The sequence below is a fragment of the Rheinheimera metallidurans genome (assembly GCF_036983985.1).
Lineage (GTDB): Bacteria > Pseudomonadota > Gammaproteobacteria > Enterobacterales > Alteromonadaceae > Alishewanella > Alishewanella metallidurans.
On sequence record NZ_JALAHQ010000005.1, the window covers coordinates 34242 to 50373 of the forward strand.

A 16132-nucleotide genomic window follows, 5' to 3' on the forward strand; every position below is an offset into this window, starting at 1 on the left:
ATGAACATGTCTCGCCCGTTTATTATGCGCCCCGTTGCCACATCTTTGCTGATGCTGGCTATTTTAATTGCGGGTATTCTTAGCTGGCGTATGCTGCCAGTTGCGGCGCTACCGCAAGTTGATTACCCCATTATTCAGGTGTTTAGCTTTAACCCCGGCGCTAGCCCCGACATTATGGCGCGCACCGTTACAGCGCCACTAGAGCGGCGTTTAGGGCAAATACCCGGTTTAAAGCAAATGTCGTCTAGCAGTTCAGCTGGCGCCTCGGTTATTACCTTGCAGTTTGCGCTAGTGGTTGAAATGGGCGTGGCTGAACAAGAAGTGCAAGCCGCTATTAACACGGCGTCGTCGTTATTGCCGTCTGACTTACCCACACCGCCAATTTATCGCAAAGTTAACCCAGCCGATGCACCTATTCTTACCTTAGCAATAACCTCAGATACGCTGCCATTGCCGCAGGTATATGACCTTGTTGATACCCGTATGGCGCAAAAACTGGCGCAGTTGCCCGGTGTTGGCATGATTAGCCTCGCAGGTGGCCAACGTCCTGCTATTAGGGTTAAGGCTAACCCTGCGGCACTGGCCAATATGAACCTAAGTTTAGACACCTTACGCTCGGCTATTGCTGCGGCGAATACTAATCAGCCAAAGGGTAGCTTTGACGGGCCGTTTCGCTCAACCATGCTAGATGCTAATGATCAAATTCGCGATGTGGCCGAGTATGAAAACTTAGTGGTTGCGTGGCGTGGCGGCGCACCCGTGCGATTGCAAGATGTAGCTACGGTAGAGCAAGGCGCAGAAGACCGCTTTTTAGCTGCCTGGGCCAATAGCCAACCTGCGGTGTTACTGAATATTCAACGCCAACCTGGTGCTAACGTTATTGACGTGGCTGATCAAGTTCAGGCTTTATTACCGCAGCTTACGGCTACTATGCCGGCCGCGGTAAATGTTACGGTATTAACCGACCGTACCAACAGTATTCGCGCGTCAGTACGCGACGTACAAAAAGAGCTGCTGTTTGCTATTTTCTTAGTTATTTTAGTTACCTTCGCTTTTTTACGTACTATTCCGGCGACTATTATTCCCAGCTTAGCCGTGCCTTTATCGTTAGTGGGCACCTTTGCCGTTATGTTGTTGCTCGATTTTTCTATTAATAACCTAACATTAATGGCACTAACTATTGCCACCGGCTTTGTGGTTGACGATGCCATAGTGATGTTAGAAAACATTGCACGGCACCGTGAGCAAGGCGCATCGCCGCATGAAGCAGCGTTTAAAGGCGCAAAGGAAATTGGCTTTACGCTTATTTCACTTACCTTCTCCTTAATTGCCGTACTTATTCCGCTGTTATTTATGGCCGACGTGGTGGGGCGTTTATTCTTTGAATTTGCGGCTACCTTAGCCGTGGCTATTTTAATTTCGTTGGTGGTGTCATTAACGCTTACGCCAATGCTTTGTGCGCGCTTGCTTACTACACTGCCGGCACATGAACAAGAAAACAGCCTGATGCAACGAGTAATTAACCGCTATGCGTTAGCATTACAATGGGTGTTGCAGCATCAGCGCTTAACTATGGCAACCATGCTAGCCACAGTAGCATTAACCGCTGGTTTATATATGGCGGTGCCCAAAGGCTTCTTTCCGGTGCAAGACAGCGGTGTAATTCAGGTTATTACCGAAGCGCCGCAGGATATTTCTTTTGCCGCTATGGCAGTGCGCCAGCAAGAGCTTGCCGCAAATATGCTAACTCATGATGCCGTAAGCAGCTTATCGTCGTTTATTGGTGTCGACGGCAGCAATAGCAGTATTAACAGCGGGCGTATTCTTATTAATTTAAAACCACACGAGCAGCGTTCGCAGTCGGTGGTTGAAATTATTCGCCAGCTTGAACAGCAGGTGCTAGCAGTGCCTGGCATTAAAGGTTGGTTTCAGCCGGTGCAGGAATTGAGTATTGAAGATAGAGTTAGTCGTACTCAGTATCAGTTTACGTTAAGCACGCCAGAGCATGCGGTGCTAAGCCAGTGGTTGCCAGAATTAGTTGATGCCTTGCAACAGCGGCCTGAATTATCTGAGGTGGCGCACGACTTACAATGGCAAGGCTTGCAAGCCTACATTGATATTGACCGCACTGCGGCCGCACGCTTAGGGCTAAGTGTGTCGCAAATTAGCTCGGTGTTACAAAGTGCCTATAGCCAACGGCAAGTTTCAACCTTATTTACGCAGTCGAATCAGTATCGGGTGGTGCTAGAGGTTGACCCAGCGCAGGTGCAAGGGCTAGATGCCTTAGACAAGCTGTATTTAACCACCAGCAGCGGTGCCAGTGTGCCTTTATCTTCAGTGGCTACCGTATCGCAACGACCGGCACGGTTGCTTATTAACCAGCAAGGCCAATTTCCGGCCGTAACCTTGTCATTTAACTTGGCGCAGGGTTATTCCTTAGGTGAGGCAATTGAGGCAATAGAAGCGGTGCAGCACCAGTTACAAATGCCACCAGAAGTTGAGCTTACCTTTCAAGGCGCAGCTGAAGCCTTTCGTGCCTCGCTTAGTAATACGTTATGGTTAGTACTAGCGGCCATTGTTACTATGTATATCGTGTTAGGCATTTTATACGAGAGCCTAATTCACCCAGTAACTATTTTATCTACGCTACCATCAGCAACGGTGGGCGCTTTATTGGCCTTACTTATTACTGGCCAACCGCTCGATTTAATTGCGGTTATCGGCATAGTGCTACTAATTGGTTTAGTTAAGAAAAACGGCATTATGATGGTCGACTTTGCCCTAGACGCCCAACGTAACCAAGGTATGACGCCTGAAGCCGCTATTTATCAAGCCGCACTAATGCGCTTTAGGCCTATTTTAATGACCACCCTAGCGGCATTGTTTGGTGCCTTGCCACTGTTGCTAGCTAGTGGTTCTGGTGCCGAACTGCGCCAACCACTAGGTTTAGTTATGGTGGGTGGTTTGTTAGTTAGCCAAGTGCTAACACTCTTTACCACGCCGGTAGTGTATTTATGGTTTGACCGTTTGGTAAGCAAGCGCCCAGCGCTAGTAGATACAGAGGCAAGCGCGGTATGAACCTAGCGCAGCCTTTTATTCAGCGGCCAGTCGCTAGCGCGCTAATTGCCATTGCCATTATGTTGCTGGGTTTGCTCAGCTGGCGGCTATTGCCAGTTTCACCACTGCCAGCTATCGACTTTCCCATGATTGTGGTTAGTGCTAACTTACCCGGTGCTAGCCCAGAAAGTATGGCGGCAACAGTTGCTACGCCATTAGAGCGGGCTTTGGGCAGTATTTCGGGCATTCGCCGTATTAGTTCATCAAGTAGCCAAGGTTCTGCCCAAGTACGGCTAGAGTTTGAGCTTGACCGTAACGTTGACGATGCGGCGCGTGAAGTGCAGGCGGCTATTAACGCAGCGCGCGGCCAGCTGCCGTCGGGCATGCCCGGTAACCCGGTGTATCGCAAGTTTAACCCGTCACAAGCCCCTATTATGGCGTTAGCGTTAAGCTCTGGTCATCTGTCGGGCAGCCTGCTGTATGACAACGCCACTACGGTATTAGCACAAAAATTATCACGCATTACTGGCGTTGGTGAAGTTGAAGTTAGTGGCTCGTCGTTACCTGCGGTAAGGGTGCAACTAAACCCCGGCATGCTAGCGCACTATGGCGTGGCGTTAGACGAAGTGCGCTCTGCTATTAGCTCTGCTAACGCTTCAGTGGCGCTTGGCGTATTAGAATCTGACGTACATCGCTGGCAAATAGCCACCAGTGAAACCCAACGCCAAGCCTCAGACTATCAAGATCTGGTGGTGAAATACGTTGCTGGCGCAGCCATTCGTTTATCTGACGTTGCCTTAGTTACCGACTCTACTGAAAACCGCTATAGCTCTGGTTTTCATAACGATAAAGATGCGGTTATTTTGCTGGTCAGCCGCCGTAGTGGCGCTAATATTGTTGAAACCATAGATGCAATTTATGCCCAATTACCGCTATTGCAGTCATTAACCCCGGCCGGTGCCGATTTAGCCGTAGTGATGGACCGCAGCCCAGTGATCCGTGCCACGCTAGAAGAAGCCCAAGTAAGCTTAATTATTTCGGTCGGTTTAGTGGTGTTAGTGGTATGGGTGTTTTTAGGTAATTTACGCAGTGCGTTAATACCAAGCCTAACTATACCTATCGCGCTAATTGGTTCTTTTACCGTAATGTATCTGTGCGATTTTTCACTAAATAACTTATCGGTTATGGCACTAATAGTCGCTACCGGTTTAGTAGTCGACGATGCCATTGTAGTGGTTGAAAATATACGCCGCCATTTAGAGCGTGGCTTAACGCCATTGCAGGCGGCAAGGCAAGGTGTGGCTGAAGTTGGCTTTACCTTATTGGGTATGAACCTAGCACTGATTGTTATTTTCTTATCTATTTTATTTATGGGTGGCTTGGTTGAACGCTTGTTCCGCGAGTTTTCTATTACCTTAGTGGCGGCTATGGTTATTTCGCTGCTGGTATCGTTAACCCTTACGCCAAGTTTGTCGGCTTTATTGCTAAAACCGATGCAAGCTGAGCAATCGCCAGGGCTGTTTTCACGGTTAAGTAATGCTTATCGGCGTAGTATCGATATTGGTCTTAACCATTATCGTTGGTTGTTACTCCTGCTAGTGCTGCTATTTGCCGCTGGCGGTTGGCTGTATAGCAAGGTGCCGTCGGGGCTATTGCCCGAGCAAGATACTGGGCAGCTAAACGGTTTTGTTCGTGGCGACGATGGTGCCTCTTATCAAATGATGCAGCCAAAAATAGAAATATTCCGCCAGCATGTGCTTAAAGACCCAGCGGTTGCCGATGTTACCGGCTCTGCGGGTGGTAATACCGGCGTAAGTAACTCGTGGATGCGGGTAAGGTTAAAGCCATTAGCCGAGCGAAAAATTTCAGCGCGTGCCGTGGTCGATCGCCTGCGCAACACCGCCCCGAAAGAACCCGGTGGCATCTTATTTATGAACGTCGACCAAGATATTCGCTTGTCATCACCATTTAGCCGTAGCGACTACGAAGTGCAGCTATTGTCAGATGATTTAGCCTTGTTGCGCCAATGGGGGAAAAAAGTTGGCGAAAAACTGCAAGAAATACCGCAGCTTGTCGACGTTAGTACACCCGGTGGTGAAGATGCGCAGCAAGTAGAACTGCATATTGACCGTGAAGCCGCACAGCGCTTAGGTGTTGATATGCGTACTATTGCTACCTTGCTGAATAACTCATTTTCACAGCGCCAAGTGGCTACCTTATATGATCAGCAAAACCAATACCGTGTGGTAATGGAGCTAATGCCGGGTTATACCGCGCAGCCAGAGGTGTTGCAGCAACTGCAAATAATAACGGCAAACGGCAATCAAATTCCGTTATCAGCGGTGGCGAGTTATCAATATGGTTTAGTGCAAGACCGCGTGCAGCACGACGGCCAGTTTGCCTCGGTAAATATTGGTTATGGTTTAGCTGACGGCGTTACAGTAGATGAAGCGTCTGCTGCCATAGACCAAGCTTTAGCCGAGCTAATGGTGCCAGGCGCAATACACGCAATTAGTGGCGCAAATCAGCGTAATGCTATGTTTAGCTCTAGCGACCAAACTTGGCTAGTTGTCGGTGTTATTGTCGCGGTGTATTTGCTGCTTGGTGTATTGTACGAAAGCCTGCTGCAACCGTTAACTATTTTATCTACCTTACCCTGTGCCGCGCTGGGTGCGGTATTAGCCTTGTATGTTACCAATAGTGATTTTAGCTTAATTGCCTTGCTCGGGTTATTTTTACTTATAGGCATTGTAATGAAAAACGCAATTCTGCTGGTCGACTTTGCACTGGCAGCCGAGCGCCAACAAGGCTTGTCGGCCAAAGACGCAGTAGCCTTGGCCGCCCAGCAACGGTTACGGCCAATTTTAATGACCAACTTTGCCGCCCTATTAGGCGCATTGCCGTTATTATTAGGCAGTGGCGAGGGTTCAGAACTGCGCCAGCCGCTAGGTATTACTATTGTCGGAGGCTTGTTATTAAGTCAGTTTTTAACGCTGTACACTACGCCAGCAATGTACTTGTTAATTAGCAAACTGCGGCGTAAAAGCGTAACTAGCTCGGTGAAGGCCGAGCAATAGCAAAACCTAATATTTATGCCTTGGTTTGCTTGACTTGTTAAATGCACGCTACTAGGCTAGTGCGCATGATCAATGCGTATAACCGATGTTGTGAGCAAAGCTGATGCAACCGATAACTGATAAACACACCGCTAAAAAGCCAGCGAACCTTAGTATCAATAAAGAGTTGTTGGCTGAGGCTCGTGCTTTGAAAATAAATTTATCTGCAACGCTAGAGCAGGCGCTTACCGAGAAGATACGTACCGAGCGGCGTAAACAATGGCTAGAGGACAACCAGCACGCTATCGATGCTTGCAATGAGCTTGCTGAGAATAGTGGCCTTTTTGCTGATAAGCACAGAGCCTTTTAATGAAACAGTTTGACGTATACGTGAATACTGATAAGGGTACAAATAAAACGTACCCTTATTTTATTAATATCCAAACTGGCCTACTTGATACATTAAATAGCAGAGTTGTAATTCCGCTAACCCCAGCAGGCACATCAGATAAAAGCTTCCCTAATAATCTTTGCCCGGTTATCAAAATAAAGCATAAGGATTACGCTGTGTTAACGCACCAGATCACCAGTGTATCTGCGAGCTTTTTAAAAATACATGAATGCTCAATAACCTCTTATCGAGGTGAAATTATTACCGCGATAGATTTTTTGGTTACGGGTATTTAACGGCGGTATTTGCCGCTAGCTATTTTTTCTCAGTAGCAAAATCAGACTTACTACCAACAAGCTACGGCTGGCCGTTAAAGCCGAGCGCTTAATATTAAGTTTTCAAACTGCCGTTAAAAATGTTTGATAGCTGCGGTTATTGCTAACCAGCTGGTATTGGTAACCAAGTGTTTCTAAGTGCGGTTTAATATCAGCATGCTCGGCTATTTCAAACCCGGCTAGCACATCGCCAGTAGCGGCGCCGTGGTTGCGATAGTGAAACAAGGTAATATTCCAGTGCTCGCCCAAGGTGTTTAAGAAATTCATTAACGCGCCCGGGTATTCTGGAAAATTAAACTGGTATACCTGTTCGCTTAGTTGCCGAGGCGGCATACCGCCGACCATATAGCGTACATGCAGCTTGGCAAGTTCGTCGTCGGATAGATCTTGAAAATCGTAGCCGGCTTCAGCAAGCAGTGTGGTTACGGTATTTAATTCTTGCTGGCCATAACGTAGTTTTATACCAACAAAAATATGCGCTTTATTATCACTAGCATAGCGGTAGTTAAATTCTGTGATTGCGCGGCCACCCAAGGTTTGGCAAAAGCGACGAAAGCTACCTTTTTCTTCGGGTATCGTTACCGCGAAAACCGCTTCTTTTTTCTCGCCTAGCTCACAGCGCTCTGACACATAACGTAGCGTATCAAAATTAAGGTTAGCGCCACTTAGCACTGCGGCCAGTTGTTGTGGTTTGGCTAGCACACTACTTGGCCGTTGTTGGCTGTATTTTTTTAAACCGGCTAAGGCTAAAGCGCCTGCGGGTTCAGCTACAGCACGTAAATCATCAAAAATATCTTTAATTGCCGCGCATATTTCATCGCTGGTTACCGTGATAACGTCATCGCAAAACCGTTTGGCAAGGTTAAAGGTTTCGTTACCGATACGCTTTACCGCCACGCCGTCGGCAAATAAGCCTACTCGCCCCAGCGTTACCGGTTCGCCAGCATGCAACGCCGCTTTTAAGCAGGCGGCATCTTCTGGTTCAACGCCTATTACGCGTACATTAGGTTGTATGGCTTTGATATATACCGCCATGCCAGCCAATAAACCGCCGCCGCCAACCGGAATAAACACCGTGTTTAGCTGGTTATGCTGGCTTAATAACTCTTTGGCAACTGTACCTTGCCCGGCAATAACATCGGCATCGTCAAACGGCGGAATATATTGTGCGCCTTCAGTTTTAGCGAGGTTAATAGCATAGCTATTGGCTTCATCAAACGCGGTGCCATGCAGCACTACATTGCCACCTAAGGCTTTAACTGCCGCAACTTTTATTTCTGGCGTGGTAATAGGCATTACAATGGTGGCGTTTAAACCCAACTTACTGGCCGATAGCGCTACGCCTTGGGCATGGTTGCCTGCGGATGCACACACTATGCGCGCCTCTGGGTTTTGCTGCTGTACTTTATGTAGTTTATGAAAGGCACCGCGCAGTTTAAACGAGTGCACCGGTTGTTTGTCTTCACGCTTTAATAGCACGTTATGGCCTAAGCGTTGGCTTAACTTGGGCATGGCATCAAGCGGTGTTTCAACCGCGGCTTGGTATACTGGCGAGAGTAATATTTCGCGCAGATAGTGCTGCATTAGCTCGCTATCGGTATTGTCATCTTGTGCTAGTGCTAGGTTACTCATTACTGCTCCAGCATGGTTAGATCGCGTACGGCACCTTTGTCGGCACTGCTAGCTAATAAGGCATACGCCTTTAACGCAGTGCTTACGCTACGCTGGCGGTTTTCTGGTTTCCAGCCTTGCTTGCCTTTGGCCTCCATAGCGCTGCGACGCTCTGCCAGCTCTTGCTCGCTAATGGCAATATTAATGCTGCGTTGTGGAATATCGATATTAATCGTATCGCCTTCTTGCACTAGGGCAATAGCACCGCCACTGGCGGCTTCGGGTGAAACGTGGCCAATAGACAAGCCAGAGGTGCCGCCAGAAAAACGGCCATCGGTGATCAACGCGCACGCTTTACCTAACCCCATCGATTTTAAATAGCTGGTTGGGTACAGCATTTCTTGCATGCCTGGGCCACCTTTAGGGCCTTCATAGCGAATAATTACCACGTCGCCAGCAACAATGTGGCCTTTTAAAATGGCTGAAACGGACTCTTCTTGGCTTTCAAAAATACGTGCGCGACCACTAAACACTAGGCTTTCTTTTTCTACGCCTGCGGTTTTAACAATACAGCCGTTTGGCGCTAAGTTACCAAACAGCACAGCCAAACCACCGTCTTGCGAATAGGCATGGGTTTTGCTGCGAATGCAGCCCTGTTCGCGGTCATCATCTAGTGTTGGGTAGCGGCAACTTTGTGAGAAAGCTTGGGTGGTGCGAATACCGGCTGGGCCGGCTAAATACATTTGTTTAGCTTGCTGATTAGCGGTGGTGGTGATGTCCCATTGTTCTAATACTGCACCAAGGCTGCTACCGGCAATGTGCGGTACGTTGGGGTTTAATAAACCAGCACGGTTTAGCTCGCCTAAAATAGCCATTACGCCACCGGCGCGGTGTACGTCTTCCATATGATACTGTGGTGTTGACGGCGCAACCTTGCATAGGTGCGGCACAATGCGCGATAAACGGTCGATATCGGCCATGCAAAAATCAATTTCACCTTCAATTGCCGCGGCTAGTAAATGCAACACGGTATTGGTAGAGCCGCCCATGGCGATATCTAACATCATGGCGTTTTCAAAAGCGGCTTTGTTAGCAATATTACGTGGTAAAGCGCTGGCATCGTCGTGTTTGTACCAGCGATTGCATAGTTCCATAATACGAAAACCGGCTTGCTCAAATAGGCTTTTACGATCGGCATGCGTAGCTAATAACGAGCCATTGCCTGGTTGGCCTAAGCCTAGGGCTTCAACTAAGCAGTTCATTGAGTTGGCGGTAAACATGCCAGAACAACTGCCGCAAGTGGGGCAAGCGTTGCGCTCAATTTCTTCGCTGTCGGCATCGCTAACATTTGGGTCAACGGCTGATACCATCGCATCTACCAAATCTAGCTTAATAATTTGATCTGACAGCTTGGTTTTACCGGCTTCCATTGGCCCGCCAGAAATAAATACTACCGGAACGTTTAAGCGCAGCGCCGCCATTAACATACCGGGGGTAATTTTATCGCAGTTAGAAATACACACCATGGCATCGGCACAGTGCGCGTTAATCATATATTCAACCGAGTCGGCAATCAGCTCGCGTGAAGGCAAGCTATACAGCATGCCGCCGTGGCCCATGGCAATGCCGTCATCTACGGCAATAGTATTAAATTCTTTGGCAATACCACCGGCTTGTTCAATGCTGCGCGCAACCAGCTTACCCAGATCACGTAAATGCACATGGCCTGGTACAAATTCAACAAAAGAGTTAACGACAGCAACAATAGGTTTGCCAAAATCGGTGTCTTTTACGCCAGTGGCGCGCCATAGTGCACGCGCACCCGCCATATTGCGGCCTTCAGTAACGGTGGCGGATCTTAACTTTGGCATTAGGGTACTCCGTGTATTTAATAAAATAAAAGGTAAATAGCTTTAAGCTCTTAACATGGCTAAGTCAGCAGACACCAGCTCTAGCTGCTGAATGTCATACAGTTTATGCAGTTGGTTAGTTAGCAGCTGAATAGGTTTATCGCTGCGAACGGTTAACGTTATACATAAGCTGCTGGCATCAGCGTGGCTTGCCAGTTCTAAGCCGGCTAACTCGTAACCGCGATAGCGCGTAACCTGCAGCAAGCGCTCAACTATGGCCGGTGTGTTGTTGGTGGTGATATTTAATACGTGGTTCATGCTTTTTGCTCCGTGATCATATCTTCATTGGCGGCACCTGGTGGTACTAATGGCCAAACGTTGTCTTTTTCATCAATACTTACATGCAGTAAGTACGGCCCAGGCCAAGTAAACATGGCTTCTAACGCGCTTTCTACTTCATCTTTGCGGGTAATGCTGTGGCCTGGAATGGCAAAAGCTGAGGCCAAAGCAACAAAATCGGGGTTGTCAGATAAATCGGTTTCGCTATAGCGTTCGTTAAAAAATAACTGCTGCCATTGCTTTACCATGCCTAAGCGTTGGTTATCGATAATGACTATTTTTACTGGCAAGCGAAAACGTTTAATGGTGGCTAACTCTTGTACGTTCATCATAAAAGAGCCATCGCCTGATACGGCAATAACGGTGTCTTGCGGCCGCGCTAATTTAGCGCCAATGGCTGCTGGTAAACCAAAACCCATAGTGCCTAAACCGCCGCTAGATAAATGGTTACGCGGGTTATTAAAACGCATATGTTGCGCCACCCACATTTGGTGCTGGCCCACATCACAGCACACTACGCTGTTATCTGGCATGCGATCGCTTAATTGCTTTAACATTAAGGGCGCGAAAATACGCTCGCCCGGGTGATCATAACGCCAGCCGTGTTGCTGCTTTAACATTGCGCAATGTGCCAACCAGTTTGGGCAGTTAGTGCTAGATGATATTGCCGGTAAAATTTGTTGCATATCGCCCAACAAAGCCGCATCAGCAAAGCGTACTTTATTAATTTCGGCCGGATCAATATCAACATGAATAACCTTGGCTTCAGGGGCAAATTTTTGCAGGTTGCCGGTTACGCGGTCGTCAAAACGTGCACCTAAACAAATCAGCAAGTCGCACTGCTGCACCGCGAAGTTTGCCGCTTGCGTGCCGTGCATACCCAGCATGCCTAAATAATGTGGGTTGTCTTTGGCTACCGAGCCCATGCCTTTTAATGTGGTAACAGATGGCATAGGATTGTCGGCTAAAAATTGCTGTAATTGCGCCATGGCACCGGCCATATGCACGCCACCACCGATATAGGCCATCGGTTTTTTTGCTGCCGCAATTAACTGGCGCGCTTTAGCTGCATTAGTTAACGAGGTGCTGATTGCTGTGGCACTGTGCTTGGTAAATGGGCTGGGTCGGTAGTCAATCTCGGCTAATTGCACGTCTTTAGGAATGTCGATTAACACAGGTCCCGGCCGGCCACTTTGTGCAATAGCAAAGGCTTGATGCAAGGTAGCCTCTAGCTCTTGCACGCTGCGCACCATAAAACTGTGTTTAGTTATGGCTAAACTTAAGCCTAAAACGTCAACTTCTTGAAAGGCATCAGAACCCATTACCGCTTGCGACACCTGCCCGGTTATTGCTACTACCGGCACTGAGTCTAATAACGCGTCGGCTAGCGAGGTAATGATATTGGTTGCGCCAGGGCCAGAGGTGGCCATGCAAACGCCCACTTTACCCGATGCTCTGGCGTAACCAATAGCTGAGAACGCGCCGCCTTGTTCATGTCGACACAGATAGTGCTTTACGTTGCTTTGATACAAGGCATCGTAAATCGGCATAATAGCGCCGCCGGGATAGCCAAAAATGGTATCCACTCCGTGTTGCTGCAGCACCTGTATTACCAACTCTGCGCCTTTCATTATTTTATCCTCTTGCTCTGGTTAACTTTTTTAATGCCCAAAAACGAAAAAACCCCCGGTCCTTTCGGAGCGGGGGTTGGTTGGAATTCGCCTAAGCTACTTTATTTTTTCCAAACACGCGCCCCCGCGGCGACTAATAATCACCACGACGAGGACAATAATGTTAAGAATGGCAGCTAAACGCATAATATTATTCTGACCTATTTACTTAGTTAGATATTTTTTAATTAGGTAGTCTGCAACACAGACCGAATGACTATTAGAAATAGCCGTCTATCAATCCGAAGTCAAACAGTTTTTTCAATTAGACAAAAAATAGTCAGTTTCTGCTCTGGGTTTGCGTGGTAAAGAGTTCTCAGCGTACACTTACACTATGTGTAAATTAGTGAGCCTAGTGGTGTGGATCAGTTAGAACTGTTTGATCTACCAAACCCTTGTATTGGCGTGTGCCAAAGCAATAGCCGTGGTTACTGTTTAGGCTGCTTGCGTTCACGCGACGAGCGATTTAACTGGCACCAAAAGCCAGTTGCTGAGCGAGCACATATTTTAAAATTATTGTCGCAGCGCCGAGCTAGGTTAAATGCGAAAAGTAAAAAAGATAGCGACTCACCACAAGCTGGCGAGTCGTTAGATTTATTTTGAGGTTAGATGGGTAGTTATTATTAGTTCTTTTTTACTACACTAATTAAAAACAATAACACTACAGCGCCAACAGTTGCTGTTACTAAAGAGCCAATTAAGCCGTAAGATGCTAACCCCAGTATGCCGAAAAGAAAGCCACCGAGAAACGCGCCAACAATGCCGACAACCATATTACCAAGAAGGCCAAAGCCACGGCCTTTCATAATAAGCCCTGCTAACCATCCAGCTACTGCACCGATAATTAAAAACAAAATAAAATTCATAAAACATCCTTTTTATTATAAACGTGGTTGGTTATAAGTTAGCTCAAGCCTAGTATTAAGTCATTAAAATACCAAGCTACTATTTAATTTCCAGCCTATTTTTGTTCGTTTATTTCTAGTTTAGCATCAACATATTGATACATTAAACACAACATATAACCTTGTAATGATAAGTGATGCTGTGGCTGCTGTAGCTTAGCTGATTGCTGCAATAGGTTGAGTAACGGCTCACCGCTATACTTGCTGTAAGCCTCTGCTGTTGTCCAACGTTGATAAAATTCAGTTAAATTTTCGGCCCCAGACAGTGCAGTATATTCAGCGGAAAATTCAATAATGTTTCGCGTTTTAATTTGCTCAATATCTACGCCCAGTTGATTGCTTTGGCTTACTGCCACCGCTACTGCCTGTGCTGAATGGCTGATAGATAGCTGCCATGGTTCGCCTAAAATACTTAAAGTTGGCGCTTTATCGGTTGGCAGAACAATTATTATGTTGTCACAGCTAATGTCATGATACTGCTGCAATAACTTGCGAACTAGGGCGCGACCATTGCAAAATTGCTGGGCTCTTTTGGTGCTTAGTGTTTGCGCATATTGCCATTCAATATCAGTTAGGTACTCGCGGCACTGCATTAAGGGCAGTAGTTGTAACCGGTAACCTAGCCAAATCATATTTACACCCTGTTTTGTATAGCCAAACTAATTAAAATTATACGTTATAGATTAACTGTTACCAATCGTGACAATGGTTTGTTGCTGCGATAGAGTTCGATCAATTTGGCTTGTAGTTATTCTAAATGAGTTTTAACCTTTTCTTGCGCTATTAACCACATAAAGCGGCAGCCAATTAAGGTGTCCACAGGGGTATTATGCAACAACTGCTGCGCCAATGGGCTTTGCAAAAAACGAGGAATGGTTGCGGAACTTGTAATACTGTTTCTGGAAAGCCGTAAAAAAGCAGACAAAAGGCCAAGGGAATGGATAGGGTGTAACAGGTTTTACAGCAAGACAATCAACCTGAATGTTGTCAGCCTGTTGTCAGGGATCGCACACCGAAGAAACCAGTTTGTTAAGCTGGTCCGTTCAATTTATAAGGCTACGGATTTTGCACGTTAACTGCCCTATGGCTCAATCAATATAGAATATTTTTAATTTGTTTTTATGAGTACTTTATATATGATACGCCGTTTTTGATGGTGTTGTTTTCTGTAAGGCAGAAGTTTATATGGATTTATATATAAAATCGTGGGCAATTTGGATGCCGTCGCCAAACAACGATGCCGATGAGGCCAATTCAAATACAGCTACACAGCCTGCATTAACTCAGGTTCCTGCTATGGCTAGACGACGCTTAAGTAAGCTAACCAAGCTGGCATTTGATGTTGCTCTGCAAGCCAGTGCGCAGCAAGATAAAGCTGCACTACCCACTATTTTTGCTTCGCGCCATGGCGATTTACATAAAACCTTAATGTTGCTGCAGCAGCTTGGTCGCCAAGAAGAATTATCGCCCTCACAGTTTGCTTTATCGGTACATAACGCTATTAGTGGTCAATTTAGTATGTATAGCCAGAATCAAGCTGACAGTAATGCGATTGCAGCAGGCGCAGATACTTTGCATTATGCCGTATTAGAAGCAGCAGCGCGCTTTAGTAGCGAGCCAGATTTAACCCAGCTATTAGTTGTGTATGCTGATGAGCCTGTGCCAGAACCTTATCAGCAATTTTGCCAAGATCCGTCAATGCCAATTGCGCTAGCACTGCTATTGCATCGTAGCGAAGGGCAATTAGTGCAGTTTATTATGCAAAGTAATGCAGCTAGCCAAGCTGAGTCTGATCAAGCGTTTAAATTAGTGCCGTTTTTACAAGGTGAACAAAATCAATTAGAGTTGGCTGGGCATCTGCGGCAATGGTTGTGGCGTAAGGTGAGCTAATGCAAAGATTAAATCACTGGTATCGTATTTTAGCTACGGGCTTTTGCTTTGTATCCTTTGGTGTTGGCGGCGTGTTGCTATCTATCACGGTATTTCCGCTACAGCGTTTGTTTATTCGCGATGTGGAGCAACGTAAATTTCAAGCCCGCAATACCGTGCATATTACCTTTAAAGGCTTTATTGCTTTAATGCGGTTTGTTGGCATTTTTAATTTTAATTTAACTGCGGCAACTAAACTGCGTGAGGCACGTGGTCAGATTATTATTGCTAACCATCCTAGCTTAATTGATGTGGTTGCATTAATTGCGATGACTCCGCAAGCCGACTGCGTGGTTAAAGCGCAGCTATTTCGTAACCCGTTTATGCGAGGTGTGATTACTAGCACTGGCTATATTAGTAACTCCGATCCGGATAAATTATTAGATGATTGCGCTGCATCTTTGCAAAAAGGCAATAATTTAATTATTTTTCCAGAGGGCACGCGTACTACACCAGGAGCTGAGTTGTTTTTTCAACGCGGGGCAGCCAATATCGGGCTGCGAGCAAGGCGTGGATATCTAGCATTGTATATTTGTTGTCAGCCAAGTACCCTCACCAAACAAGAAAAGTGGTACCAGGTACCGGCAACAAAGCCTAGGTTGAGCATTCAGTATTTGAAAGATATTCAACTAGACGATAATTTAGAAACTATTCAGTCCCCTTCGTTAGCTGCACGTCAGCTTACTAGGGATTTACAAATTTTTTATCAACAGGCAGTAAAGCAACATGAACTCTTTGAAACTCGAACTTAAGCAGCTGATTATTACTACATTGGAGTTAGAAGATATTACTCCAGATGACATAGATGATGACGCACCGTTATTTGTTGACGGCTTAGGGCTAGATTCAATTGATGCGCTGGAATTAGGCCAAGCATTAAAAAAACAATATAACATTAAACCTGATGCAAACTCTGAACAAAATAAACAGCATTTTGCCAGCCTGAATAAGCTGGCATTGTATGTTAGCCAACAGCAGTAACTGGAGCA

General features: G+C 46.6%; 14 protein-coding genes. 8 read left to right on the forward strand and 6 right to left on the reverse strand.

The window, feature by feature from the left end; all coding sequences use genetic code 11:
* The 4 genes from MN199_RS12860 to MN199_RS12875 all read left to right on the forward strand — a co-directional run bounded on the left by MN199_RS12860 (position 1) and on the right by MN199_RS12875 (position 6800).
* Entirely contained in the window at positions 1–3078 is a 3078-nt protein-coding gene (locus MN199_RS12860; RefSeq protein WP_335739692.1) for a multidrug efflux RND transporter permease subunit, read from the forward strand.
* Positions 3075–6134 (forward strand): efflux RND transporter permease subunit, encoded by a 3060-nt coding sequence (locus MN199_RS12865; protein ID WP_132586414.1) that lies wholly within the window; start codon positions 3075–3077, stop codon positions 6132–6134. Before MN199_RS12860 ends, MN199_RS12865 begins: the two co-directional genes overlap by 4 nt.
* A gap of 103 nt (positions 6135–6237) precedes the next feature.
* Positions 6238–6483, forward strand: a complete 246-nt coding sequence (locus MN199_RS12870) for a type II toxin-antitoxin system CcdA family antitoxin (protein WP_132586411.1) — start codon at positions 6238–6240, stop codon at positions 6481–6483.
* Positions 6483–6800, forward strand: a complete 318-nt coding sequence (locus tag MN199_RS12875; RefSeq protein WP_335739693.1) for a CcdB family protein — start codon at positions 6483–6485, stop codon at positions 6798–6800. Before MN199_RS12870 ends, MN199_RS12875 begins: the two co-directional genes overlap by 1 nt.
* Before the next feature lie 102 nt (positions 6801–6902).
* Here the strand turns inward: MN199_RS12875 and ilvA are convergent, their stop codons facing one another.
* From ilvA to ilvG, 4 genes are read right to left on the reverse strand one after another with little or no spacing between them, the layout of a single operon-like run.
* Complete coding sequence (ilvA, locus tag MN199_RS12880) at positions 6903–8471, reverse strand: threonine ammonia-lyase, biosynthetic (RefSeq protein ID WP_335739694.1); 1569 nt, start codon at positions 8469–8471, stop codon at positions 6903–6905.
* Positions 8471–10321, reverse strand: coding sequence for a dihydroxy-acid dehydratase (ilvD, locus tag MN199_RS12885; RefSeq protein ID WP_335739695.1), 1851 nt, complete (start codon positions 10319–10321; stop codon positions 8471–8473). Before ilvD ends, ilvA begins: the two co-directional genes overlap by 1 nt.
* Before the next feature lie 42 nt (positions 10322–10363).
* Complete coding sequence (gene ilvM / locus MN199_RS12890; protein ID WP_132586398.1) at positions 10364–10618, reverse strand: acetolactate synthase 2 small subunit; 255 nt, start codon at positions 10616–10618, stop codon at positions 10364–10366.
* Positions 10615–12270 carry an acetolactate synthase 2 catalytic subunit gene (ilvG, locus tag MN199_RS12895; protein ID WP_335739696.1) on the reverse strand — a complete coding sequence of 552 codons (1656 nt, stop codon included), beginning with the start codon at positions 12268–12270 and terminating at the stop codon, positions 10615–10617. The genes ilvM and ilvG overlap by 4 nt, the downstream gene beginning before the upstream one ends.
* A gap of 399 nt (positions 12271–12669) precedes the next feature.
* Here ilvG and MN199_RS12900 point away from each other — a divergent pair, with 399 nt between their 5' ends.
* The gene (locus MN199_RS12900; protein ID WP_335739697.1) at positions 12670–12912 is read left to right on the forward strand and encodes a DUF1289 domain-containing protein; all 243 of its coding nucleotides are present in this window, start codon (positions 12670–12672) and stop codon (positions 12910–12912) included.
* A 20-nt stretch (positions 12913–12932) separates the two neighbouring features.
* Here MN199_RS12900 and MN199_RS12905 read toward each other — a convergent pair whose 3' ends face one another.
* Together MN199_RS12905 and MN199_RS12910 are read right to left on the reverse strand one after the other, a co-directional pair.
* Positions 12933–13175: a GlsB/YeaQ/YmgE family stress response membrane protein gene (locus MN199_RS12905; protein ID WP_335739698.1), complete on the reverse strand. Its 243-nt coding sequence runs from the start codon at positions 13173–13175 to the stop codon at positions 12933–12935.
* 95 nt (positions 13176–13270) lie between these two features.
* Positions 13271–13846, reverse strand: coding sequence for a 4'-phosphopantetheinyl transferase family protein (locus MN199_RS12910; protein WP_335739699.1), 576 nt, complete (start codon positions 13844–13846; stop codon positions 13271–13273).
* A 553-nt stretch (positions 13847–14399) separates the two neighbouring features.
* On the opposite strand from MN199_RS12910, the gene MN199_RS12915 reads away from it, so the two are divergent.
* Genes MN199_RS12915 through MN199_RS12925 form a run of 3 tightly spaced genes read left to right on the forward strand, consistent with a single transcriptional unit; the run spans position 14400 to position 16124 of the window.
* Positions 14400–15104: a beta-ketoacyl synthase chain length factor gene (locus MN199_RS12915; RefSeq protein ID WP_335739700.1), complete on the forward strand. Its 705-nt coding sequence runs from the start codon at positions 14400–14402 to the stop codon at positions 15102–15104.
* Positions 15104–15895 (forward strand): lysophospholipid acyltransferase family protein, encoded by a 792-nt coding sequence (locus MN199_RS12920; protein WP_132586350.1) that lies wholly within the window; start codon positions 15104–15106, stop codon positions 15893–15895. The genes MN199_RS12915 and MN199_RS12920 overlap by 1 nt, the downstream gene beginning before the upstream one ends.
* Positions 15870–16124, forward strand: a complete 255-nt coding sequence (locus MN199_RS12925; RefSeq protein WP_132586347.1) for a phosphopantetheine-binding protein — start codon at positions 15870–15872, stop codon at positions 16122–16124. The genes MN199_RS12920 and MN199_RS12925 overlap by 26 nt, the downstream gene beginning before the upstream one ends.
* The last annotated feature ends 8 nt before the right edge of the window (positions 16125–16132 follow it).

Bases quoted from the DNA above. Each gene is read 5' to 3' on its own strand.
- MN199_RS12860 (WP_335739692.1), top strand. From the start codon at position 1: ATGAACATGTCTCGCCCGTTTATTATGCGCCCCGTTGCCACATCTTTG.
- MN199_RS12865 (WP_132586414.1), top strand. From the start codon at position 3,075: ATGAACCTAGCGCAGCCTTTTATTCAGCGGCCAGTCGCTAGCGCGCTA.
- MN199_RS12870 (WP_132586411.1), top strand. From the start codon at position 6,238: ATGCAACCGATAACTGATAAACACACCGCTAAAAAGCCAGCGAACCTT.
- MN199_RS12875 (WP_335739693.1), top strand. From the start codon at position 6,483: ATGAAACAGTTTGACGTATACGTGAATACTGATAAGGGTACAAATAAA.
- ilvA (WP_335739694.1), bottom strand. From the start codon at position 8,471: ATGAGTAACCTAGCACTAGCACAAGATGACAATACCGATAGCGAGCTA.
- ilvD (WP_335739695.1), bottom strand. From the start codon at position 10,321: ATGCCAAAGTTAAGATCCGCCACCGTTACTGAAGGCCGCAATATGGCG.
- ilvM (WP_132586398.1), bottom strand. From the start codon at position 10,618: ATGAACCACGTATTAAATATCACCACCAACAACACACCGGCCATAGTT.
- ilvG (WP_335739696.1), bottom strand. From the start codon at position 12,270: ATGAAAGGCGCAGAGTTGGTAATACAGGTGCTGCAGCAACACGGAGTG.
- MN199_RS12905 (WP_335739698.1), bottom strand. From the start codon at position 13,175: ATGAATTTTATTTTGTTTTTAATTATCGGTGCAGTAGCTGGATGGTTA.
- MN199_RS12910 (WP_335739699.1), bottom strand. From the start codon at position 13,846: ATGATTTGGCTAGGTTACCGGTTACAACTACTGCCCTTAATGCAGTGC.
- MN199_RS12915 (WP_335739700.1), top strand. From the start codon at position 14,400: ATGGATTTATATATAAAATCGTGGGCAATTTGGATGCCGTCGCCAAAC.
- MN199_RS12920 (WP_132586350.1), top strand. From the start codon at position 15,104: ATGCAAAGATTAAATCACTGGTATCGTATTTTAGCTACGGGCTTTTGC.
- MN199_RS12925 (WP_132586347.1), top strand. From the start codon at position 15,870: ATGAACTCTTTGAAACTCGAACTTAAGCAGCTGATTATTACTACATTG.